We start from the raw sequence: 19500 nt of genomic DNA on the forward strand, positions 1-19500 counted from the left end.
GGGAATGCTACCGCCAAATACAGCCGTTCCCGGAGGAGCCGGGAACCAAAGAAGGCGAAGCGCACAAGAATGGACGAGGTGCTGGTATGGTACAGTGAGCGGGGCGAGGCTCCGCCCGGGGGGCTGCGGACAGCTTGCATTGAAGACGGATTCCGTCTCTTCCCGTGCGAAGACTTGAATGAATTCCGGCTCAAGCTCCAGAGCGGAGAAGCGGCGGTATTGGTCGTAGAGCTCGCCGATCCGGCAAGCTGGACGGCTTGGCCGCTCGTTGAAGAGTGGCGGGGCTCCGTCCGCTTCTTCCCGGTTCTGGTCCTTACGGAACGGACGGGTCCCGAGGCCGTGGTGCAGGCTCTGGAGGCGGGAGCCAACGACTGTATGGCGACGCCTGCCGACCTTGAGGAACTGCTGGCGCGGAGCCGCAATCTGATCCATCTGGTCTGGCGGAGAAGAGGCGGTGTCCCCCTGACGCTGGACGGGCTGCGCCTTGAACCGAAGCGGGGAAGAGCTTACCGGGACGGCATTGATCTGGAATTGACGCCGAAAGAGTTCGCTCTGCTGTATTATCTCGTGTCCAATGCCGGGGACACCTGCTCCCGGGGCGAAATTCTGCGGGAGGTATGGGGGTACGACTTTCACACCGCCACGAATGTGGTCGATGTCTATATCCGCCATGTCAGAGTCAAGGTGGACAAAGGGCGGCGGCGGAAGCTGATTCATACCGTCCGGGGTATCGGTTATGTAGTCCGGGCGCCGGAAGAGGCGCCGCAGACGTAAAGATCGGTTTTCAAAGGCCGAGGGCCGTATTAGAGAACGCGGCGCGCTTTGAGATAGGTCTTTTTCCAGTTGCCGGAATTCAGGTTCGAGACGGTAACGCCCGGCGAGCCGTAGGTATGCAGGATTTTGCCGCTGCCCATGTACACGGCGACGTGCGTTACGTTGCGTCCGTTGGCCCGGCTGCCGCTGGAGAAGAAGACGAGATCGCCGGCCTTCAGATTGGACTTGGATACAGCCCGTCCGGCCTTGGCTTGGTCGGCGGAAGTCCGGGGAAGCGTGACGCCGTACTTCTTGAAGATATATTTGGTGAACGACGAGCAGTCGAAATAGCGAGTAGTGGAGGTTGCGGCTCCGAATTTATATGGGGTTCCCAAGAACGTTTTGCCTAAGTTGACGACCTTCTGGCCGGTGCTTGCAGTAGCGGCGGCTGCCGTCGGTGTGCTGACGCCGGAAGCGGCCACTGCCGTAAATCCCATAGCGGTGCACATTCCGATAATCAGAGCCTTGCGGATCAGATATTGCTTATTCATGCTGTAGTACCTCCAGTGATGATTGTCCGGGCTGCCCCGGCTGATTCGTAGTATAACAGGTCCGAAACAGCCTAATAATTGGATGGACTCTGTGAATCCGGCTCTCCGGGCGGGTTGGAAACGCTTTATTAAAATTCAATTAAAAGTTACAGAAAATTAATATTTACAAGGCCGGAAAAAGCAAAAAACCCCCGAAATCCCTTGAATATAAAGGATTTCCGGGGCGTGGAGTCGTGGGGCAATCCGGTTACAAACCTGTATTTATTAGAAGCTTGCGGGTTCAATCCCGGCTCTGTATAACCAGCAGGAGACCGCTTGTAATGGATACAGTCCCGGAAGCTCCGGTCAGCTTGTTGCTGACGCCCAGCGATTGGCCCAGACGGAGCGTGGCGTTCTCCAGCGGATACAGAAAGCCGCGCAGAGTGATGCCGGTAACTGCCGGAGTCAAGGGCAGCAGGGAGACATAGGTATATCCCCGGTCCTGAATTTCCGCATGGGAATTCAGGATAGTCACCAGGTTATTACGGTTAAGCAGCGAGCATGCAACCTGCCGGTCGGTCGCCCGGGTCATCATCTGGATGCTGGCCAGAGAGTGGTCCAGTCTCGAGCCGGTAACCCCGACCAGAAGAATCTCGGCGGGCTGCCGCTCCAGGGCAAGCTCAAGCGCCAGTTCGCTGTCGGTTAAATCTTTGTCGAAGGCGTCGCAGGCAATCAGACTGCCGCTGTTCTCGCGGATCCGTTCCAGATCCTCCGCCGATACCGAATCGAAGTCGCCGACAGCCGTATGCGGCGAAATTCCATGCTCGACCAGGAACAAAGCCCCCCTGTCCGCTCCGATTACAAAATCACCTTCCTTTAATACCTCCACAAAGTCATCCGACAGCTCGCCGCCGCCGAAGATTACTACCCGTTGGGAAGACATGCCTGGTATTCCTCCTGTGTGCCAGTCAATGGCCGTCTAATTCCTCCACAGTATAGCTGAGAAGGACAGGTTGTACAATTCGGTGCAGAACGCTAGAATGAAGCTGTGTGCGCTCGCCCAACCGGGTGCGGAAAGGACGTGGGAAGGATGCTGAACGTATTGTTTGTCTGCCTCGGCAATATCTGCCGCTCGCCCATGGCGGAGGCGGTGCTTCGTCACAAGATTAGAGAGAGCGGACTTGAAGCGGAAATTTCGGTGGATTCGGCCGGCACAGGGGACTGGCATACCGGCAAGCCGCCGCACGGCGGAACCCGGGAGCTGCTGGACCGCTATGGCATCAGCTATGCGGGGCTTGTGGCCAGAACCGTGCAGCCGGAGGATCTGGACCGGTATGATTTTATCGTCTGCATGGACCGCTCGAACGAGGCGAATGTCCGCAAGCTGGCCGGCGGAAGCGGGGCGCGGATTATGGGACTGATGGACCTGCTGCCGGACGAAGCGTTCCGTGAAGTGCCGGACCCCTATTTCACCGGCAACTTCGATGAAGTTTACCGATTGGTAGATGCGGGCTGTGAAGCGTTGTTATTCCGGTTGAAAGAGGAAATCTCCGGGAAGCGGACGGCCGGGGAATAGACAAAAGAGGGCCGCAGCCCTCTCGCAAGAATAATGAAAGCGCCATCTTTCTCCTGACGCTCCGAAGTTTTTGCCAAATGTTCATAAATTCGGCGATCAAAAGCGTTTCAAGCGTTTAAGAAATAAAGGAGTGACTCTCGAAGCTCATTCTGCCAGAACCCCCAAAGGTGCTTGCCGTCCTTCTCCCGGTAATCGACGGTGGCCCCGCGTTCCAGGAGAAGATCCCGGGTGAGCCGGTTCATCTCGACAAAATCATAAAGGCCCGTGTCGGTCTGGTATTCGGTCTCTTGAAGTCCGACAACCATATTAAGGTTCAGACGTGACAGGTCGGTCTCGTCTTCGATCCATGCCTGGGTCTCGGGATAGAAGGCGCCCGAAAGGCTCAGGATGCGGGTGAACAGATGCGGATACCGCAGGGCGATATGCAGCGATACGCTGCCCCCAAGCGAGTCTCCGGCTATAATTCGCTCGTCCGGCGTCCGGCGGACAGGATAATTCTCTTCTATATAGGGAAGAATTTCTTCAGCGAAGCAAGCCAGGTAGGCATCGAAGCGGTCGCCAAAAGGAGCGTACTCCGCCGTTCTGGTTTTTACATTGACTTCCACCCCTACAATAATGAAGGGTTCCACGTCTTCTTCCAGAATAAGCTGACCCGCCAAGGTGGCGATTCGTCCGAAGTTGAAGAATTCCTCGCCGTCCTGACAGTAGACGACCGGATAGCTGAGCAGTTCATTATAGCCGGGCGGGAGGTAGATGCGGAGCTTGCGGTCTTCGCCGAGATGCCGGCTGTGAAGGGTATGTTTGGCAATTGTACGTTTCAGAAAAACAGGTTCGTTCATGGCGCTAACAACACCTTTCCTGTCGTTTTTGCATTGACTCATGCAATAGGATACAATGATGGTTGTGGCAAAAATCATTTACTTGGGTTTTTCAGGGGTTAACTGTTATATGATTGCCAGACACCTGTAATACATACAAATTCGTTGAGAACATAAATTTTATGCGTATTTCTTTGACGAAATGAACGAAACAGGTGTATAATAATTCTATAACAGAGGCAGCTGATATTCAAATATTTTTGTTGAGGTGAAGATGATGAGTAAAGTTCCTTATGAAGTGTACACTGAGGACGTAGAAGCCCTTTCGGTACTTTCTCCGGAAGGAGAAGTCATCAATAAGGATAAAATGCCCGAGCTCAGCGATGAACAGCTGAAGCAGATCGCTTACCGCATGATTTTTACCCGCACATGGGACGACCGTGCCGTTAACCTTGGCCGCCAGGGCCGCCTCGGATTCTATGCTCCGGTCTCCGGACAGGAAGCAACGATGGTCGGAAGCGAATTCGCGCTGGAGAAGGGCGATTTCGTCGCACCGGGCTACCGCGATATTCCCCAGCTCGTCTGGCATGGACTTCCTCTGTATCAAGCATTCCTGTATTCCCGCGGACATCAACACGGCGGTGAGATTCCGGAAGGTGTGAATGTACTGCCGCCGCAGATTATCATCGGCGCCCAGATCCTGCACGCCATCGGCCTGGGAATGGGCTTTAAGTTGAAGAAAGAGAAGAATGTCGTTATCACTTATACCGGCGACGGCGGTTCTTCCGAAGGCGACTTCTATGAAGGTTTGAACTATGCGGGCCGCTTCAAGCTGCCGGTTATTTTCTTTGTGCAGAACAACGGCTATGCGATCACTACTCCTTTTGCGAAGCAGACGGCTGCCAAGTCGATTGCTCATAAAGCGGTTGCCGCCGGCATCACGGGCGTTAAGGTGGACGGCATGGACGTGTTCGCCGTTATCCGCGCCGTACAGGAAGCCGCAGAACGCGCCCGCAATGGCGAAGGCGCTACCTTGATCGAAGCGGTTACCTACCGTTTCCGTCCTCACTCCCTCTCCGATGATGCGAGCAAGTACCGGACGAAGGAAGAAGAAGGACAATGGAGCGAGAAGGACCCGATCGCGCGTGTAGTCAAGTATCTGGAAGCCAAGGGCCTCTGGAGCGACGAAGAGACGCAGCGCGTGAAGGACGAAGCGAAAGCGACCGTGAACGAAGAGATCAAGAAAGCGGAGAAGACCGAAAAAATGACGATTGCCGGCCTGCTCGACTCGATGTTTGAAAAGACACCGCAGCATCTCGAAGAGCAAAAAGCCGATTTTCAATAAGGGGGATGTCTCGCAATGGCACAAATGAACTTGAAAGAAGCGATCCGCGACGCGATGCGCGTCGAATTGAAGCGTGACCCGAACGTTCTGGTCTTCGGCGAAGACGTCGGCAATGTCGGCGGCGTGTTCCGCGCGACGGAAGGACTTCAGAAGGAATTCGGCGAAGACCGCGTATTCGATACGCCGCTTGCGGAATCCGCGATTGGCGGCCTGGCCGTCGGTCTGGGCATTCAGGGCTTCCGTCCGGTTGCCGAGATTCAGTTTGTCGGTTTTATCTTTGAAGCTTTGGACCAGATCGTGGTACAGGCTGCGCGTCTCCGGTACCGTACCGGCGGCAAATATAACGCTCCGATCGTATTCCGCACCCCGTTTGGCGGCGGCGTGAAGGCGGCCGAGCTGCATACCGACTCCCTGGAGGGACTGATTGCGCAGAGCCCTGGCATCAAGGTTGTCGTTCCTTCCAATCCGTATGACGCCAAGGGTCTGATGATTGCCGCCATCCGCGACAACGACCCGGTCTTCTTCATGGAACACCTGAATCTCTACCATGCTTTCCGCGCTGAAGTGCCGGAAGAAGACTATGTTGTAGAGATCGGCAAAGCCAATGTCGTCCGCGAAGGCAGCGACGTGACCATCATTGCCTACGGTCTGATGGTTCATACCGCAACCAAAGCCGCCGATGAGCTGGCCAAGGAAGGCATCAGCGCCGAAATTATCGACCTGCGCACGATCAGCCCGATCGACATCGACACCATCGTGGCTTCGATCAAGAAGACGAACCGTGCCGTAATGGTTCAGGAAGCGCAGAAGAGCGCCGGCGTTGCCGCCGAAGTGATTGCCCAGATCAACGAGAAGGCGCTGCTGCACCTCGAAGCTCCTGTGCTGCGCGTAACCGCGCCCGATACGGTGTATGCGTTCGCCCAGATCGAGGATGCCTGGCTCCCGAGTCCCGCCCGCGTCGTAGCAGGCGTGAAGAAAGTGCTGGAATTTTAATTATCCGTACTACCATTTATATAGAGGAGGTTGTCGAACGTGGCAAAATATAATTACCCGTTCCCGGAACTGGGCGAAGGCCTGCATGAAGGCGAAATTATTAAAGTGCTCATTAAAGCCGGCGACAAAGTAACAGACGAAGATATCATCATGGAAGTGCAGAACGACAAGGCAGTGGTGGAAGTTCCCTGCCCGGTCAACGGTACGGTGCTGGAAGTATTGGCGAAGGACGGAGACGTGTTCCATGTCGGCCAGACCGTAGCGGTTATCGACGCGGAAGGCGATCTGCCGGAAGGCGCGGAAGCTCCTGCCGAAGATCAGGCTCACGGCGCCCAGGAAGCGGATTCCTCCAAGGGCAACGTGGATACGACTTCTTCCCCGGCCGCTTCGAGTCCTTCGGATGCCAAAGCCGGCGAAGCAGGCGGCGCATCGGTACCGGCTCCGGACCATGATGTGCTGGCTACGCCAAGCGTGCGCAAGTTCGCCCGCGACAACAGCGTGGACATTTCCAAAGTGAACGGAACCGGCAAGGGCGGCAAGATCACCCGCGAGGATGTTGAAGCCTTCATGAACGGCGGGCAGACCTCCGCAGCACCGGCCGCATCCAGCGCGCCTGCAGCCGAGAAGTCTTCCGCTCCGGCCGCTTCTGCAGCTTCCTCTGCTTCCGGCAACGTCAGCCAGGAAGAAGAGCGCGTGCCATTCAAGGGCATTCGCAAGGCGATCTCGAACGCCATGGTCAAGTCGGCGTACACGGCTCCTCATGTTACGATCATGGACGAAGTGGACGTTACCGAACTGGTGGCCTTCCGTACCCGCATGAAACCGGCTGCCGAGAAGAAGGGCATCAAGGTAACTTACCTGCCGTTCATCGTGAAGGCGCTGGTAGCCGCTTCCCGTCAATTCCCGGCCCTGAACGCCATGATCGACGAAGAAGCCAACGAAATCGTCTACAAGAAGTACTACAACATCGGTATCGCAACGGATACGGACAACGGTCTGATTGTACCGGTTATCAAGGATGCGGACCGCAAGAGCATCTGGATGATCGCCCAGGCGATCAGCGACCTTGCAGCCAGAGGCCGCGAAGGTAAGCTGTCTCCGAACGAAATGAAGGGCAGCACCATTTCCATCACGAACATCGGTTCCGCCGGGGGCATGTTCTTCACGCCGATCATCAACTACCCGGAAGTGGCCATCCTCGGAACAGGCCGCATCAGCGAGAAGGCAGTTGTCAAGAACGGCGAGATCGTAGCCGCTCCGGTTATGGCGCTGTCGCTGAGCTTTGACCATCGCCTTATCGACGGCGCTACGGCGCAGAACTTTATGAACTACATTAAATCGCTGCTCGCTAACCCTGAGCTGCTGGTTATGGAGGTGTAATCATATGGTAGTGGGAGACGCTTCACTCGATATTGATACATTGGTGATCGGTGCCGGACCTGGCGGATATGTTGCCGCCATCCGCGCCGCACAGCTGGGACAGAAAGTTCTGATCGTAGACAAATCCGAAGTCGGCGGCGTGTGTCTTAACCGCGGCTGTATTCCTTCCAAAGCGCTGATCTCGGCGGCTCATCAATATGAGTCCGCCCAGCACGGCGAAGCGTTCGGCATTTCGGCCGAGAACGTGAAGGTGGATTTTGCCAAGACGCAGGAATTCAAGCAGGGCGTTGTCAAGAAGCTGACCGGCGGCGTTGCCGGCCTGCTGAAGGGCAACAAGGTTGAAATCTTCAACGGCGAGTGCATGTTCATCAGCACAACGGAAGCCCGGGTATTTAACGATCACGAATCCCCGCGCTACCGCTTCAAGAACTGCATCATCGCTACGGGCTCCCGCCCGATCGAGCTGAAGCCGTTCCCGTTCGGCGGACGTATCCTCTCCTCGACGGAAGCTCTGGATCTGCCGGAAATTCCAAAGAGCATGATCGTAATCGGCGGCGGCTACATCGGCGCCGAGCTCGGCCAGATGTACTCCAAGTTCGGCACGAAAGTGACGATCATTGAAGGCATGGATACCGTGCTGCCGGGCTTTGACAAGGATATGACCCGTCTGGTTGCCAAGAACATGGCGAAGACAGGCATCGAGATCGTAACGAATGCGAAGGCCGAGAGCGCTACGCAGACCGATAAGGACGTTACCGTGAAATATTCGGTTGGCGGAGAATCCAAGGAAGTTACAGCCGAATACCTGCTGGTAACCGTAGGCCGCCGTCCGAACACCGATGGCGAGCTGGGCCTCGACCTTATCGGCGTAGAGCTGGACGAACGCGGTCTGATCAAGGTTGATCATCAGGGACGCACCAACATCCCGCACATCTTTGCCATCGGCGACGTAGTGCCGGGTCTGGCTCTGGCTCACAAAGCTTCTTATGAAGGCAAGATCGCAGCCGAAGCGATCTCCGGACATAAATCCGTTGTGGACTACAAGGTTATTCCTGCCGTTGTCTTCACGGATCCGGAATGCTCCAGCGTCGGTCTGACCGAGAAGGAAGCCAAGGAGAAAGGCTACAAAGTGAAGTCCGGTAAGTTCCCGTTCGCGGGCAACGGCCGCGCCTTGTCGCTGAACAGCCCTGACGGCTTCATTAAGATTGTCGCGAATGCAGACAACAACCTCGTGCTGGGCGCGCAGATTGTCGGTCTGGAAGCCTCCAACCTCATCGCCGAGCTGGGCCTGGCGATTGAGATGGGCGCTACTCTGGAAGACATCTCGCTGACGATTCATGCCCACCCGACACTGGGCGAAATCGTGATGGAAGCTGCCGAACTGGTAGAAGGCCATCCGATTCATGTCCTGAAATAATCTGACTGGCACAGCGGGCCCCGGGGGCCGCTTGCGGCCTGCAGGGAAAGAGCGAAGCGCCTGAAGAGGCGGCTTCGCTCTTTTTGCAAGAAGGAGAAGCTGCAAGAGGCTCTGCGTCCGGCTCCAAAAGGCGGAAGTTATTGTGGCAATTGTTCGCAGGAAGTTACAAGGCGCGTCCGGTCATGGTAAACTAGGATGAACCAATATATAGAGAGAGGGGTGCTGCAAGTGCGCAAGTATCTGGATTTACTCCAGGATATTCTGGATCACGGCACAGAGAAGAGCGACCGCACCGGAACCGGAACGGTATCCGTCTTCGGACGGCAGCTTCGGTTCGATCTGTCGGAGGGATTCCCGCTGCTGACGACGAAGCGAATCCATCTGAAGTCGGTGATCCACGAGCTGCTCTGGTTCCTGAGCGGAGACACGAACATCCGGTACCTGAAGGAGAACGGGGTCACCATCTGGGACGAGTGGGCGGACGAAGAGGGCAACCTCGGCCCCGTATACGGCTCGCAGTGGCGGACTTGGGAGAGCGCCGACGGACGACGGATTGACCAGATCACCGAAGTGATCGAGGGGATTAAGCGGAATCCCGATTCGCGCCGGCATCTGGTCAGCGCCTGGAACGTAGGCGAGATCGAACAGATGAAGCTGCCGCCGTGCCATTATGCGTTTCAGTTCTACGTGGCGGACGGGAAGCTGTCGTGCCTGCTGAATATGCGGTCGGTGGATACGTTTCTCGGCCTCCCGTTCAATATTGCCAGCTATGCGCTGCTGACGCATATGGTTGCCCAGCAGACGGACCTGGAGCCGGGAGAATTTATCTGGTCAGGCGGCGATGTGCACATTTATACAAATCATCTGGAGCAGGTTCGTACACAGCTGGCCCGCGAGCCTTACGAACTGCCGCAGCTCCATATCCGGCGGAAGCCGGACAGTATCTTTGATTACGAATACGAAGACTTCGAGTTTCTCAATTACCGGCATCACCCGGCCATCAAGGCGCCGGTGGCGATCTAGCCGCCCGACAGGCGTCCGGCCGGATTCGGGACTGGAGGGATGAATATGGAGACGACGCTGATTTGGGCGATGGACCGAAACGGTCTCATCGGACGGGAGAACGGAATGCCTTGGAGCATTCCCCGGGATTTCGCTTTTTTCAAGGAACGGACAATGGGCAAGACGATGCTGATGGGCCGCAAAACCTGGGAATCGCTCGGAAGCCGGCCCCTGCCGGGCCGCCGCTCGATTATATTGACCCGGGACCCGGACTACCGGGCGGAGGGAGCCCAGGTGGCTGCAAGCACCGAAGAAGCGCTGAAGCTCGCCAAGGGATCGGATGAACTGATGGTCATTGGCGGAGCGGAGATCTACCGCTTAACCCTGCCGTACGCTGACCGGCTCGTCGTCACCCGCATCGACCATGAGTTCGAAGGGGATACGTATTTCCCGGAAGTGGACTGGAGCGAGTGGAAGGAAGTCTCCTCGGAGCAGGGAATTCGGGATGAGAAGAATCCGTATGATTACCGTTTTATGGTGTATGAACGTTCGGAGTAAGCGTTTTAACCATAAACGATATTAATCACCACTGATAGCTTTTTTTGCTGACATGACATGTTAAATAGTGCAAACAATGTGCAGAAAAGTCCATGCAGCTAAGGTGGTGCGAATGCTACTATAATTAAAATTAGTATTGTACAAATTAGAAATGTACGGATTTGGCAGCTACAGCTATAAGAAGAGAACGGATGGGGGATACAAGCAGATGTCTACACCTACGGGGTTTATGGAGTACAAGCGGCAGCTCCCGGCCGACCGCGATCCGCAGCAGCGCGTTAAAGATTGGGAAGAATTCCACCTTCATCTGTCCGAGGAGGAGCTGCGCACGCAGGGCGCACGCTGTATGGACTGCGGCACGCCTTATTGTCATACGGGGATCGACATGGCGGGCGGCACGTCGGGCTGTCCGGTGCACAATCTGATTCCGGAATGGAACAACCTGGTCTACCGGGGCCTGTGGAAGGAAGCGCTGGAACGCCTCCACAAAACCAATAACTTCCCGGAATTCACCGGGAGCATCTGCCCTGCACCGTGCGAGGGTTCCTGTACCGTCGGCCTGATCGGCCAGCCGGTGACGATCAAGACGATCGAGCTGGCGATTATCGACAAAGGTTTTGAGGAAGGCTGGGTCGTTCCGCAGCCGCCCGAGAAGCGTACCGGCAAAAAGGTTGCAGTCGTCGGCTCCGGCCCTGCCGGCCTCGCCGCCGCCGCCCAGCTCAACAAGGCCGGTCACAGTGTGACCGTCTACGAACGGGCCGACCGCGTCGGCGGTCTGTTGACCTACGGCATTCCGACCATGAAGCTCGACAAGCGCGTCGTGCAGCGCCGGGTCGATCTGCTCGCGGCGGAGGGTGTGAACTTTGTCGTGAATACCGAGATCGGGAAGGACATTCCTGCCCAGCAGCTCGTGGACGAATACGACGCCGTCGTTCTGTGCGGCGGCGCGACCAAGGCCCGCCGCTTCACGGCTGAAGGAAGCGATTTGAACGGGGTCATGTATGCAATGGATTATCTAAACGGTACAATCCGCAGTTATCTGGACTCGGGTCTTGAGGACGGCAACTATGTGTCTGCGGAAGGCAAGGATGTCATTGTGCTCGGCGGCGGGGATACCGGCTCCGACTGCGTGGCAACGGCCCTCCGTCACGGCTGCAAAAGCATCACGCAGTTCGGCACGCATGAGAAGGCGCCGCTGACGCGCGATACGGTCGCCAATCCGTGGCCGCAGTTCCCGAATGTCTACCGTCTCGATTACGCCCAGGAGGAAGCTAAGGCGGTCTTCGGCGAAGACCCGCGCGAGTTCTCCATCATGACGACCAAGTTCGTCGGCGATGAGAACGGCAATCTGAAAGAGCTGCATACGGTCAACATCCGCCGGACGGTGGACGAGAACGGCCGGAAGATCTATGAGCCGATTCCGGGAACGGAAGCCGTCTATCCGGCTCAACTGGCTCTGGTTGCGATCGGTTTCGACGGACCCGAGCAGGAACTGATCCGGGAGCTGAAGCTGGAGACGGACCGCCGGACGAACGTTAAGGCCCGCTACGGCAAGTTTGCCACGAATGTGGACAAAGTATTCGCGGCCGGCGACATGCGGCGCGGCCAGAGTCTGGTGGTATGGGCCATCAACGAGGGACGCGAGGCCGCCCGTGAAGTAGACAAGTATTTGATGGGTTCTACCGTGCTGGTCTAGTCCGAACTTCTGTGATCCGCCTAATCCCATGCAATTGTAGCGTCCGCGGCCGAAAAGCCGCGGTTTTTGCGTCGGGCAAGGCTGCTTAAGCCAGCAGTCTGCTGCTGCCTTGCGGCCCTGCCGGGTTGACGAATCCGGACAGATCGGGTACAGTAGTCTAAATTCATGAGCTGACACAGCGTTGACCAAGGAACGCCTTCCGTCCAGCGTCCGTACAGAAAGGGAATCCACCGGCTGAGAGATTCCCCATGGGCAGACGGAAGGTTCCCCCGCCTTGCGAGCTGCGGCGGGAATTAACCGCCGCCGTCCTGCCGGACGTTATCCGGCTGAAGGATCGTTTCCGGCGCGCTAAGCAAGGCCCGCACTGAATCGGTTGAATTAGGGTGGTACCACGGCACATTCGTCCCTGACGGATGTGCCTTTTTGCGTTCTCATTCCCTCCCCAGAAAGGTGGATTTCCATGAAACAGAGCCAAATGCTGATCCGCACCCTCCGCGAGCAGCCGGCCGAGGCCGATACGAAGGGCCATGCCCTGCTGCTGCGGGCAGGCTATATCCGGCAATTGGCAGCCGGCGTCTACTCCTATCTGCCGCTTGCCCAGCGCGTGCTGTCGCGGATCGAGCGGATTATCCGGGAAGAGATGGAGGCCGCAGGTGCAGCCGAGCTGCGTCTGCCTTCGCTTCATCCCGCAGAGCTCCTGCGGGAATCGGGCCGATACGAGCTGTACGGCCGGGATCTCATGCTGCTGGAAGACCGGCACGGCCGCGAATTTGCACTCGGTCCGACCCATGAAGAGGTCGTTACTGCACTGGTCGGCAGCGAAGTCTCCAGCTACCGTCAGCTTCCGGTCAGCGTGTATCAGATCGGAACGAAGTTCCGCGATGAGCGCCGTCCCCGGTTCGGTCTGCTGCGGGGACGCGAATTTCTGATGAAGGATGCGTATTCATTCGGCCGCTCGGAACAGGAACTGGACGCTGCGTATCAGAGCATGTTCGAGGCGTATCACCGCATCTTTACGCGGTGCGGCCTGAATTTCCGGGCGGCAGAAGCCGACTCGGGCGCAATCGGAGGCAGCGGCAGCCATGAGTTCATGGCCTTGGCCGCCATCGGAGAGGACGATATCGCCGTCTGCAGCTGCTGCGGCTATGCGGCCAACGTAGAGCGGGCAGAGACCCGGTCTCTGAAGAATGACCGCCGGACGGACGGGGAAGCGGCCGCCTCCGGTGTTGCGGGAGCAGGCTCAAAGGAAGCTCCAAAGGCCGCTCCGAAGGCCGCTCCCGAGCGCTTCGCAACCCCGGGCATCCGCACGGTGGAGGAGCTGCAGGATGCCTGCGGTCTGCGGGCGGAGGACATCCTGAAGACGCTGATCTACGCAGCGGACGGCCAGGTGATCGCGGTGCTGGTCCGCGGCGATCATGAGGTGAACGAGCTTAAGGTGAAGGCGTTCCTGAAGGCCGACACGATTGAGCTTGCGGATGAAGAGACGGTCCTGGCCGCAGCGGGAACCCGTCCGGGCTTCGTCGGTCCGGTCGGCCTGTCGCTGCCGCTCCTTGCGGACCATGCGGCGATGGCGATGGCGGAAGCGGTAGCCGGGGCGGGCGCTCAGGATGAACACTGGCGGCATGTCGTGCCGGGACGGGACTTCTGCGCCGACCATACCGGCGACTTCCGCTTGATCCGGGCCGGAGACGCCTGCCCGCGCTGCGAGTCGGGATCTGTCGGGCTGGTGAAGGGCATTGAAATCGGGCATGTATTCAAGCTCGGCACCCGGTACAGCGGAAGACTGCACGCGACCTTCCGGGATGAGCGCGGTCAAGAACAGCCGCTGATTATGGGCTGCTACGGCATCGGCGTATCCCGGCTGCTGGCAGCCGTGGCCGAGCAGAGCGCCAGGGAAGACGGGCTGTGCTGGCCTCCGTCCCTGGCCCCGTTCACGGTCCATCTGATTCCGGTTGCGGCTCAGGACGGGGTTCAGATGGAGCTTGCCCGCCGGCTGTACGAGACGCTTCGCTCGCAGGGAATGGAAGTGCTGCTGGACGACCGGGAAGAGCGGCCTGGCGTGAAGTTCAAGGATGCCGAACTGATCGGCATTCCCTGGACGCTCATTGTAGGCCGGGGGGCGGCAGAGGGCAGGGTGGAGCTGCGCAGCCGGTCCGCGGGGACGGGCAGAGAGCTTGCGGCGGAGGAAGCGCTGGCGGAAATTATTCAGCCCGGCCCGGACTTAATGCTATAATAGAATTTCAGGGTTTAGACAGAGCTGAAATTTGAAGGAAGCGGAGCGAGGGTACTTGAAGACACTGATCATTGCGGAGAAACCCGATATGGGACGGAATATTGCGGCTGCGATCGACCCCAAGGCCCGTAATTTCCGGACCTATCTGGAAGGAGATGAATATATCATCACCTGGGCGATCGGCCATCTTGTCGAGCTGGCAGAGCCCGATCTGTACGATCCCAAGTACAAGAAGTGGAACATTGGCGACCTGCCGATCATTCCGGCCGAATTCAAGCTGGTGGCGAACCGGAGAACGGCCGACCAGCTGAAGGTCATTCAGGAGCTGGCGCAGCGCAGCTCGCTTCTGATTAATTCCTGCGACGCCGGACGGGAGGGACAGCACATTTTCTCCCTCATTCAGCGGCATTTGAAGCTGACCCAGCCGGTGAAGCGGCTGTGGATTTCGGACTTGACGCCCGAGACGATACGCCGAGGGTTTCAGGAGCTGAAGGACGGCGCGGAATACGACAATCTGACCAGAGCGGCCCGGGCCCGCAGCGAAGCGGACTGGCTGATCGGCATGAACGGTTCGCGGGCGTTCACGACCCGGCATAATGTGCTGCTGTCGGTCGGACGGGTACAGACGCCGGTGCTGGCTCTTATCTATGACCGCCAGAAGACGATCGAGGCGTTCTCTTCGCTGAAGTATTTTGAGGTGGAGGGCCAATTCAGGCAGTCGGAGTTGTCCTACCGGGGAATGTGGCAGGGCGAACGCTTGACGGACCGGGCCAAGGCGGAAGCGATTGCGAACAAGGTCAAAGGGAAGCCGGGCCGGATCGCCTCTTATGAGGTGAAGGAGACGAAGGAGTATCCCAACAAGCTGTACGACCTGACGCTTCTGCAGCGGGAGGCGAACGGCAAATTCGGATTCTCGGCAAAAAAAACGCTCGATCTTGCCCAGGCGCTCTACGAGAAGCACAAGGTCATTTCCTATCCGCGGACGAATTCCAACTACGTCACCGAGCAGAACATTCCGGAGATGCACAAGACGCTGTCTTCCCTTCAGGGCACGGCTTATGATACCTGGGTCCAGGGCGCGAACCGCAGTCTGGTTCACAAAGGGAACAAGTTCGTCTGCAATCCGGCGAAGGTAGAGGATCACCATGCGATCCTGCCGACCTACCGGAAGGCGAACGGTCTGAATCCCGACGAGGACAAGCTGTACGACCTGATCGTAAAACGATTCCTGTCCCAGTTCTATCCCGCTGCCGAATATAAGCAGCACGCGGTTCTGACCGAAGTCGAGGGAGAGACGTTCAAGACGAACGTCAAAGAGCTGCTCAGCCTCGGCTGGAAGGCGCTGTATGCCGGCGAGGGCCCGGCAAAGCCGTCCCGGGGGAACAAGAAGGGCAAGGAAGAGGAGGAATCGGAGGAGATCGAGGTCAGCGAGCCGTTCTCTGTCGACCGGAACGCTCCGGCGGACTGCCGGGATGCGTCCGTTAAGGAGAAGGAGACGCAGCCGCCGAAGGCGTTCACCGAAGGGACGCTGCTGAAGGCGATGGAGAGCGCGGGCAAGCAGATTGAGGACGAAGAGCTGAGGGACGCCATGAAGGACTCGGGTCTGGGCACACCGGCGACGCGGGCGGCGACGATCGAGCGGCTGAAGAAGGTCGGCTATATCGATATGCAGGGCAAAAAAATTGTCCTGACGCCGAAAGGCCGCACGGCCGTCGAGCTGGTCCGGGAAGCCGGCGTGGAGCTGCTGACTTCGCCCGAGATGACCGGGCAGTGGGAACGCCGGCTGAACGAGATTGCCCGCGGAACGGCTTCGGACGAGACGTTCATGGCGAACGTGAAGCGGTTCGCGGCCATGATCGTCGAGAAGGTCCGGGCGCAGTCGCGGGCGGACCGGACCGCCTTTGAAGGCGGCGGTCCCAAGGAGACGGGAGCGGCCCGCGCATCGGGCCGCGGCCGCTCCGGCGCCGGGTCAGGCGCCGCCGGAGGCAGGGCGCGCGGCCAAGGCGCCGCGGCCCCTGCGATTCCCGCAGCGCGCAGCGCTTCTGCGGGGACGCGGCGGACCGGCGCCTGCGCGGCCGGCGCTGCGGCGGACGCAGGCGATCCGGCCCGCAAGGCCGCACCGGCAGCGGCGGGGGAGCAGGGGCCGAAGATCGTCGGCCCCTGCCCGCGGCCGGGCTGCGGCGGCCACATCTTCATGGGCCGCAAAGGCTACGGCTGCTCCCGCTACCGGGAAGGCTGCCGGTTCGTCATCTGGCAGGAGCAGGAGGAATTTGGCCGGAAGCTGACCGAGTCCCAGGTGAAGGCGCTGCTGGAGAAAGGGCGCACGGCCAAGCTGAAGCTGACAGGGCCGGACGGTTCACCGGCGGAGGGGAGACTGGCGCTGGCCGACCTGCAGACCGGAGGGCTGAAGCTGGAGCGGTTGTAGAACTCGGAGCAGCGGGAACGACGCCCGGACACCGGACCTATCTTGGATACGACAGGAACCGAAGAAGACCGGCTTCGCCGCATGCCGCGGCGGGGCCGGTCTTCTTGTTCCTGTGCAGGCCGCACGGGAAGAGGGTTCACCCGTGGCTCTTCTTCCGGTGCGAGGCGGCGCCGCGAATGACCGGCACGACTTCCTCTACCTTCGTAATGGTGATAACGGACTGATGAAGCTCGCGCTGCAGCTCGATCATGTTATAGAGCCACTCATTCTGCTGCTTCAGATAGATGCTCTTGATCCCGGCCGTGACGGCGGGAAGGACATCCGTTCTCAGCGAGTTGCCGATCATCCAGGTGCGTTCACGGTCGAAGCCGCCTTGGACCAAAATATCTTCCAGCGCTTCGACATTCTTATGCTGGCGGATGAAGATCCGGTCATCGAAATACAGGTCGAGCTTCATCTGCTCGATCTTCCGCTGCTGGATCACGGCGTCGCCGCCCGTATACAGATACAGCTCATGTCCGTCGCTCTTGAGCGCGTCCAGGGTTTCTACCATGCCCGGATAAGCTTCGATCTCCTGGTCATAGACGCTCAGACCCAGCTTCATCAGCTGCTCTTCCTCAAAGGGTTCGGCCGGTCGGCCGTATCTTCCGCAGAAATGCCGGTAAGTGGCAATGAGCGATTTCGGGAAATTATCGCTTGCCAGGCCGCTCGCGCTGACCGTCTCCACATCAATCTCTACTTGCTTGGCGCGCATTTCGGCAGTCGTCGGGCCGTAGGCACGGAACCAGTCGCCCATGGTCTCGAAGAACTGGCCGAGAATCAGGTCGAAATACTTGTTGCAGTGGACGAGCGTGTCATCCAGATCAAAAATGACTTGCTGGGCCTTATAGGGCGGTGTCCAATAGTTCATCGCTCATTCACTCCTTGTGTCCAATCTCTGTATTGTTCTTTTAACCCTGACGATGAACGTACGACTCAAGAAAGAGCTGCAGCTCCGAGGCGCCGTCGGGCCGGATGCTGAACCGCTCCCCGTCCGGGTCGGACAGGTGGATGCGCAGCAGCCCCGCCACCCGGAGCATCATCAGATGATGCATGAGCATATCGCCGGACTGGCCGAGATCGTTCTTCATCTCCCACAGCGACTTCGGCTCGTTGGCCAGATAGCGCAGCAGCCGGAGCCGGACGGGATCGGAGAGCGCCTTGGTCATCCGCAGCAGCTCGGTGGGAGGGTCGTCGTCATTGTCGACGGGAATGTCGACAGGGTACTGCACCATAATCAGATTCCGGTACTGACAGTACGTATTGATCGGACGGTTATGAACCGTCGGAAGCAGCACGATTGTCGAAAGGCCCGGGATCTCCTCGATCACGACGCCGCCGGAGGCATACTCGACGAGGGCGACGGAATCCATCTTGCTCTGAAGGAGCTTCTTCTCGTTCCCGTCCTCGATCAGCAGCGGGAGCATCTGATTCTCTACACGCCGAAAATAGGATTCATGCCAGATCCGCAGCAGCGGAGCGTATCCGCGCTGAATCCGCCCGCTCTCCTGCGCCGTCAGCGAAGGAACAAATTCCAGCGCGCGGGCGTGCCACCAGGCTTCCTCTTCGGAGTCCAGCTCCTCCAGGAAGCGTGAAATGTTGGCGGCCGGTCCCGAGCTGTACGCCCAGGCGTACAGAATATCATAGTCGTCGATGGGCCAATCGGCGGCGCTCATCAGAGCGGCGGTCTTCTGGGGCGGAATCTGGTCGTCCACCTGCCGGACCCAGTCCGGGCCGATGTCCAGATTCGAGAGCCATTTGCGCGTGACGTACAGCATGAAGCTGTCCAGCAGCTCGTACACCGGCGATACGTCGATGATGACTTTATAATCCATGAAGCATGCAGTCCTCCTACAAAGCACACTCTTTCACAGTGTTTGGCGAAAACCCGATTTCTATTTATTATCCCTTGTTTTGATTGTCGTTGTCCACTATAATGTTGGGATGAAATCTCAGGGGAATACGATATTATTATAGGTACGGAAATGGAGAGGCTTCGCTTATGGTAATCGTAGAGCATTTGGCCAAATCGGTCGGACCGGAGAAGGTTCCGGTGCTTCGCGATGTAGGCTTCCGGCTGGACCCGGGCGAATTTGTGAGCGTTCTCGGAGAGAGCGGCAGCGGGAAGAGCACGCTGCTGCGCTGCCTGGCGCTTCGCGACCGCTGGGACAAGGGCGCCTTCCGGATTGACGGCAAGGACATTCTCAAGGGCGGCTGGTCCGGTAAGCGGAACGTCCGCCGGGAGTGGGCTTTTCTTGAACAGAACGTCACGCTGGACCCGAACCGGACGGCGCTCAAGAATGTGCTGATCGGACAGGCGGCCCAGACGCCGTGGTGGCGGCGGGCAACCGGAATGGTCCGTTCGGACGATTACATGGGCGCGATGGACGAATTGGAGCGGCTCGGCCTTCTGGACAAGGCCAAGCTGAAGAGCGGACAGCTCAGCGGGGGCGAGCGGCAGCGGATTGCGATCGCGCGGGCGCTGGTGCACGGCGCCCGGTATATTCTGGCCGACGAGCCGGTAACGGGTCTCGACCCGAGATCCGCCGAGAAGGTGCTGGAGACGCTGCGCGACCTCTGCAAGACGACCGGGCTGACGGTTATTGCGGTGCTGCCGCTGGAACTGGCAGAACGCTTCAGCACCCGGCTGTGGGTGCTCAAGGACGGGATCATCAAGCACGATGTCACCGGCCGGCGGCTGACTTCCCAGGAGCGGGCCGGCCTTCTATGAGCGG

General features: G+C 58.6%; 17 protein-coding genes. 12 read left to right on the top strand and 5 right to left on the bottom strand.

Annotated features, from left to right (window positions below; genetic code table 11):
• Positions 1-69 precede the first annotated feature (69 nt).
• Entirely contained in the window at positions 70-774 is a 705-nt protein-coding gene (locus tag F4V43_RS06150) for a response regulator transcription factor (RefSeq protein WP_191089493.1), read from the top strand.
• A 29-nt stretch (positions 775-803) separates the two neighbouring features.
• Here the strand turns inward: F4V43_RS06150 and F4V43_RS06155 are convergent, their stop codons facing one another.
• Both F4V43_RS06155 and F4V43_RS06160 read right to left on the bottom strand, forming a co-directional pair.
• The gene (locus F4V43_RS06155) at positions 804-1304 is read right to left on the bottom strand and encodes a C40 family peptidase (protein WP_150457351.1); all 501 of its coding nucleotides are present in this window, start codon (positions 1302-1304) and stop codon (positions 804-806) included.
• A gap of 280 nt (positions 1305-1584) precedes the next feature.
• On the bottom strand, positions 1585-2226 hold the full coding sequence (locus F4V43_RS06160) for a thiamine diphosphokinase (protein WP_150457352.1): 642 nt from the start codon (positions 2224-2226) through the stop codon (positions 1585-1587).
• Between the two features lie 147 nt (positions 2227-2373).
• Between F4V43_RS06160 and F4V43_RS06165 the strand changes: the two genes are divergently transcribed.
• Entirely contained in the window at positions 2374-2859 is a 486-nt protein-coding gene (locus tag F4V43_RS06165) for a low molecular weight protein-tyrosine-phosphatase (protein ID WP_150457353.1), read from the top strand.
• A gap of 107 nt (positions 2860-2966) precedes the next feature.
• On the opposite strand, the gene F4V43_RS06170 is transcribed toward F4V43_RS06165, so the two are convergent.
• On the bottom strand, positions 2967-3698 hold the full coding sequence (locus tag F4V43_RS06170) for an alpha/beta hydrolase (RefSeq protein ID WP_150457354.1): 732 nt from the start codon (positions 3696-3698) through the stop codon (positions 2967-2969).
• Between the two features lie 256 nt (positions 3699-3954).
• Between F4V43_RS06170 and pdhA the strand changes: the two genes are divergently transcribed.
• From pdhA to F4V43_RS06215, 9 genes are all read left to right on the top strand, one after another.
• Positions 3955-5022 (top strand): pyruvate dehydrogenase (acetyl-transferring) E1 component subunit alpha, encoded by a 1068-nt coding sequence (gene pdhA / locus F4V43_RS06175; RefSeq protein WP_150457355.1) that lies wholly within the window; start codon positions 3955-3957, stop codon positions 5020-5022.
• A 15-nt stretch (positions 5023-5037) separates the two neighbouring features.
• The gene (locus F4V43_RS06180; protein WP_150457356.1) at positions 5038-6015 is read left to right on the top strand and encodes an alpha-ketoacid dehydrogenase subunit beta; all 978 of its coding nucleotides are present in this window, start codon (positions 5038-5040) and stop codon (positions 6013-6015) included.
• A 39-nt stretch (positions 6016-6054) separates the two neighbouring features.
• A complete protein-coding gene (locus tag F4V43_RS06185) occupies positions 6055-7395 on the top strand; it encodes a dihydrolipoamide acetyltransferase family protein (protein ID WP_150457357.1) in 1341 nt (446 codons plus the stop codon).
• Between the two features lie 4 nt (positions 7396-7399).
• A complete protein-coding gene (gene lpdA, locus F4V43_RS06190) occupies positions 7400-8812 on the top strand; it encodes a dihydrolipoyl dehydrogenase (RefSeq protein WP_150457358.1) in 1413 nt (470 codons plus the stop codon).
• Between the two features lie 228 nt (positions 8813-9040).
• Positions 9041-9835 (top strand): thymidylate synthase, encoded by a 795-nt coding sequence (locus F4V43_RS06195; protein WP_150457359.1) that lies wholly within the window; start codon positions 9041-9043, stop codon positions 9833-9835.
• A 45-nt stretch (positions 9836-9880) separates the two neighbouring features.
• The gene (locus F4V43_RS06200; RefSeq protein ID WP_150457360.1) at positions 9881-10372 is read left to right on the top strand and encodes a dihydrofolate reductase; all 492 of its coding nucleotides are present in this window, start codon (positions 9881-9883) and stop codon (positions 10370-10372) included.
• A 208-nt stretch (positions 10373-10580) separates the two neighbouring features.
• Positions 10581-12068, top strand: a complete 1488-nt coding sequence (locus tag F4V43_RS06205; RefSeq protein ID WP_150457361.1) for a glutamate synthase subunit beta — start codon at positions 10581-10583, stop codon at positions 12066-12068.
• Between the two features lie 460 nt (positions 12069-12528).
• The gene (locus F4V43_RS06210; protein ID WP_150457362.1) at positions 12529-14301 is read left to right on the top strand and encodes a proline--tRNA ligase; all 1773 of its coding nucleotides are present in this window, start codon (positions 12529-12531) and stop codon (positions 14299-14301) included.
• A gap of 55 nt (positions 14302-14356) precedes the next feature.
• Positions 14357-16726: a type IA DNA topoisomerase gene (locus F4V43_RS06215; RefSeq protein WP_150457363.1), complete on the top strand. Its 2370-nt coding sequence runs from the start codon at positions 14357-14359 to the stop codon at positions 16724-16726.
• A gap of 136 nt (positions 16727-16862) precedes the next feature.
• Here the strand turns inward: F4V43_RS06215 and F4V43_RS06220 are convergent, their stop codons facing one another.
• Complete coding sequence (locus tag F4V43_RS06220) at positions 16863-17636, bottom strand: HAD family hydrolase (protein ID WP_150457364.1); 774 nt, start codon at positions 17634-17636, stop codon at positions 16863-16865.
• A gap of 40 nt (positions 17637-17676) precedes the next feature.
• Positions 17677-18600 carry an ArsR/SmtB family transcription factor gene (locus F4V43_RS06225; protein ID WP_150457365.1) on the bottom strand — a complete coding sequence of 308 codons (924 nt, stop codon included), beginning with the start codon at positions 18598-18600 and terminating at the stop codon, positions 17677-17679.
• A gap of 167 nt (positions 18601-18767) precedes the next feature.
• Here F4V43_RS06225 and F4V43_RS06230 point away from each other — a divergent pair, with 167 nt between their 5' ends.
• On the top strand, positions 18768-19496 hold the full coding sequence (locus F4V43_RS06230) for a phosphonate ABC transporter ATP-binding protein (protein ID WP_150457366.1): 729 nt from the start codon (positions 18768-18770) through the stop codon (positions 19494-19496).
• Positions 19497-19500: the final 4 nt, after the last annotated feature.

This window comes from Paenibacillus spiritus, assembly GCF_008710135.1.
GTDB classification, from domain to species: domain Bacteria; phylum Bacillota; class Bacilli; order Paenibacillales; family Paenibacillaceae; genus Paenibacillus_AQ; species Paenibacillus_AQ glufosinatiresistens.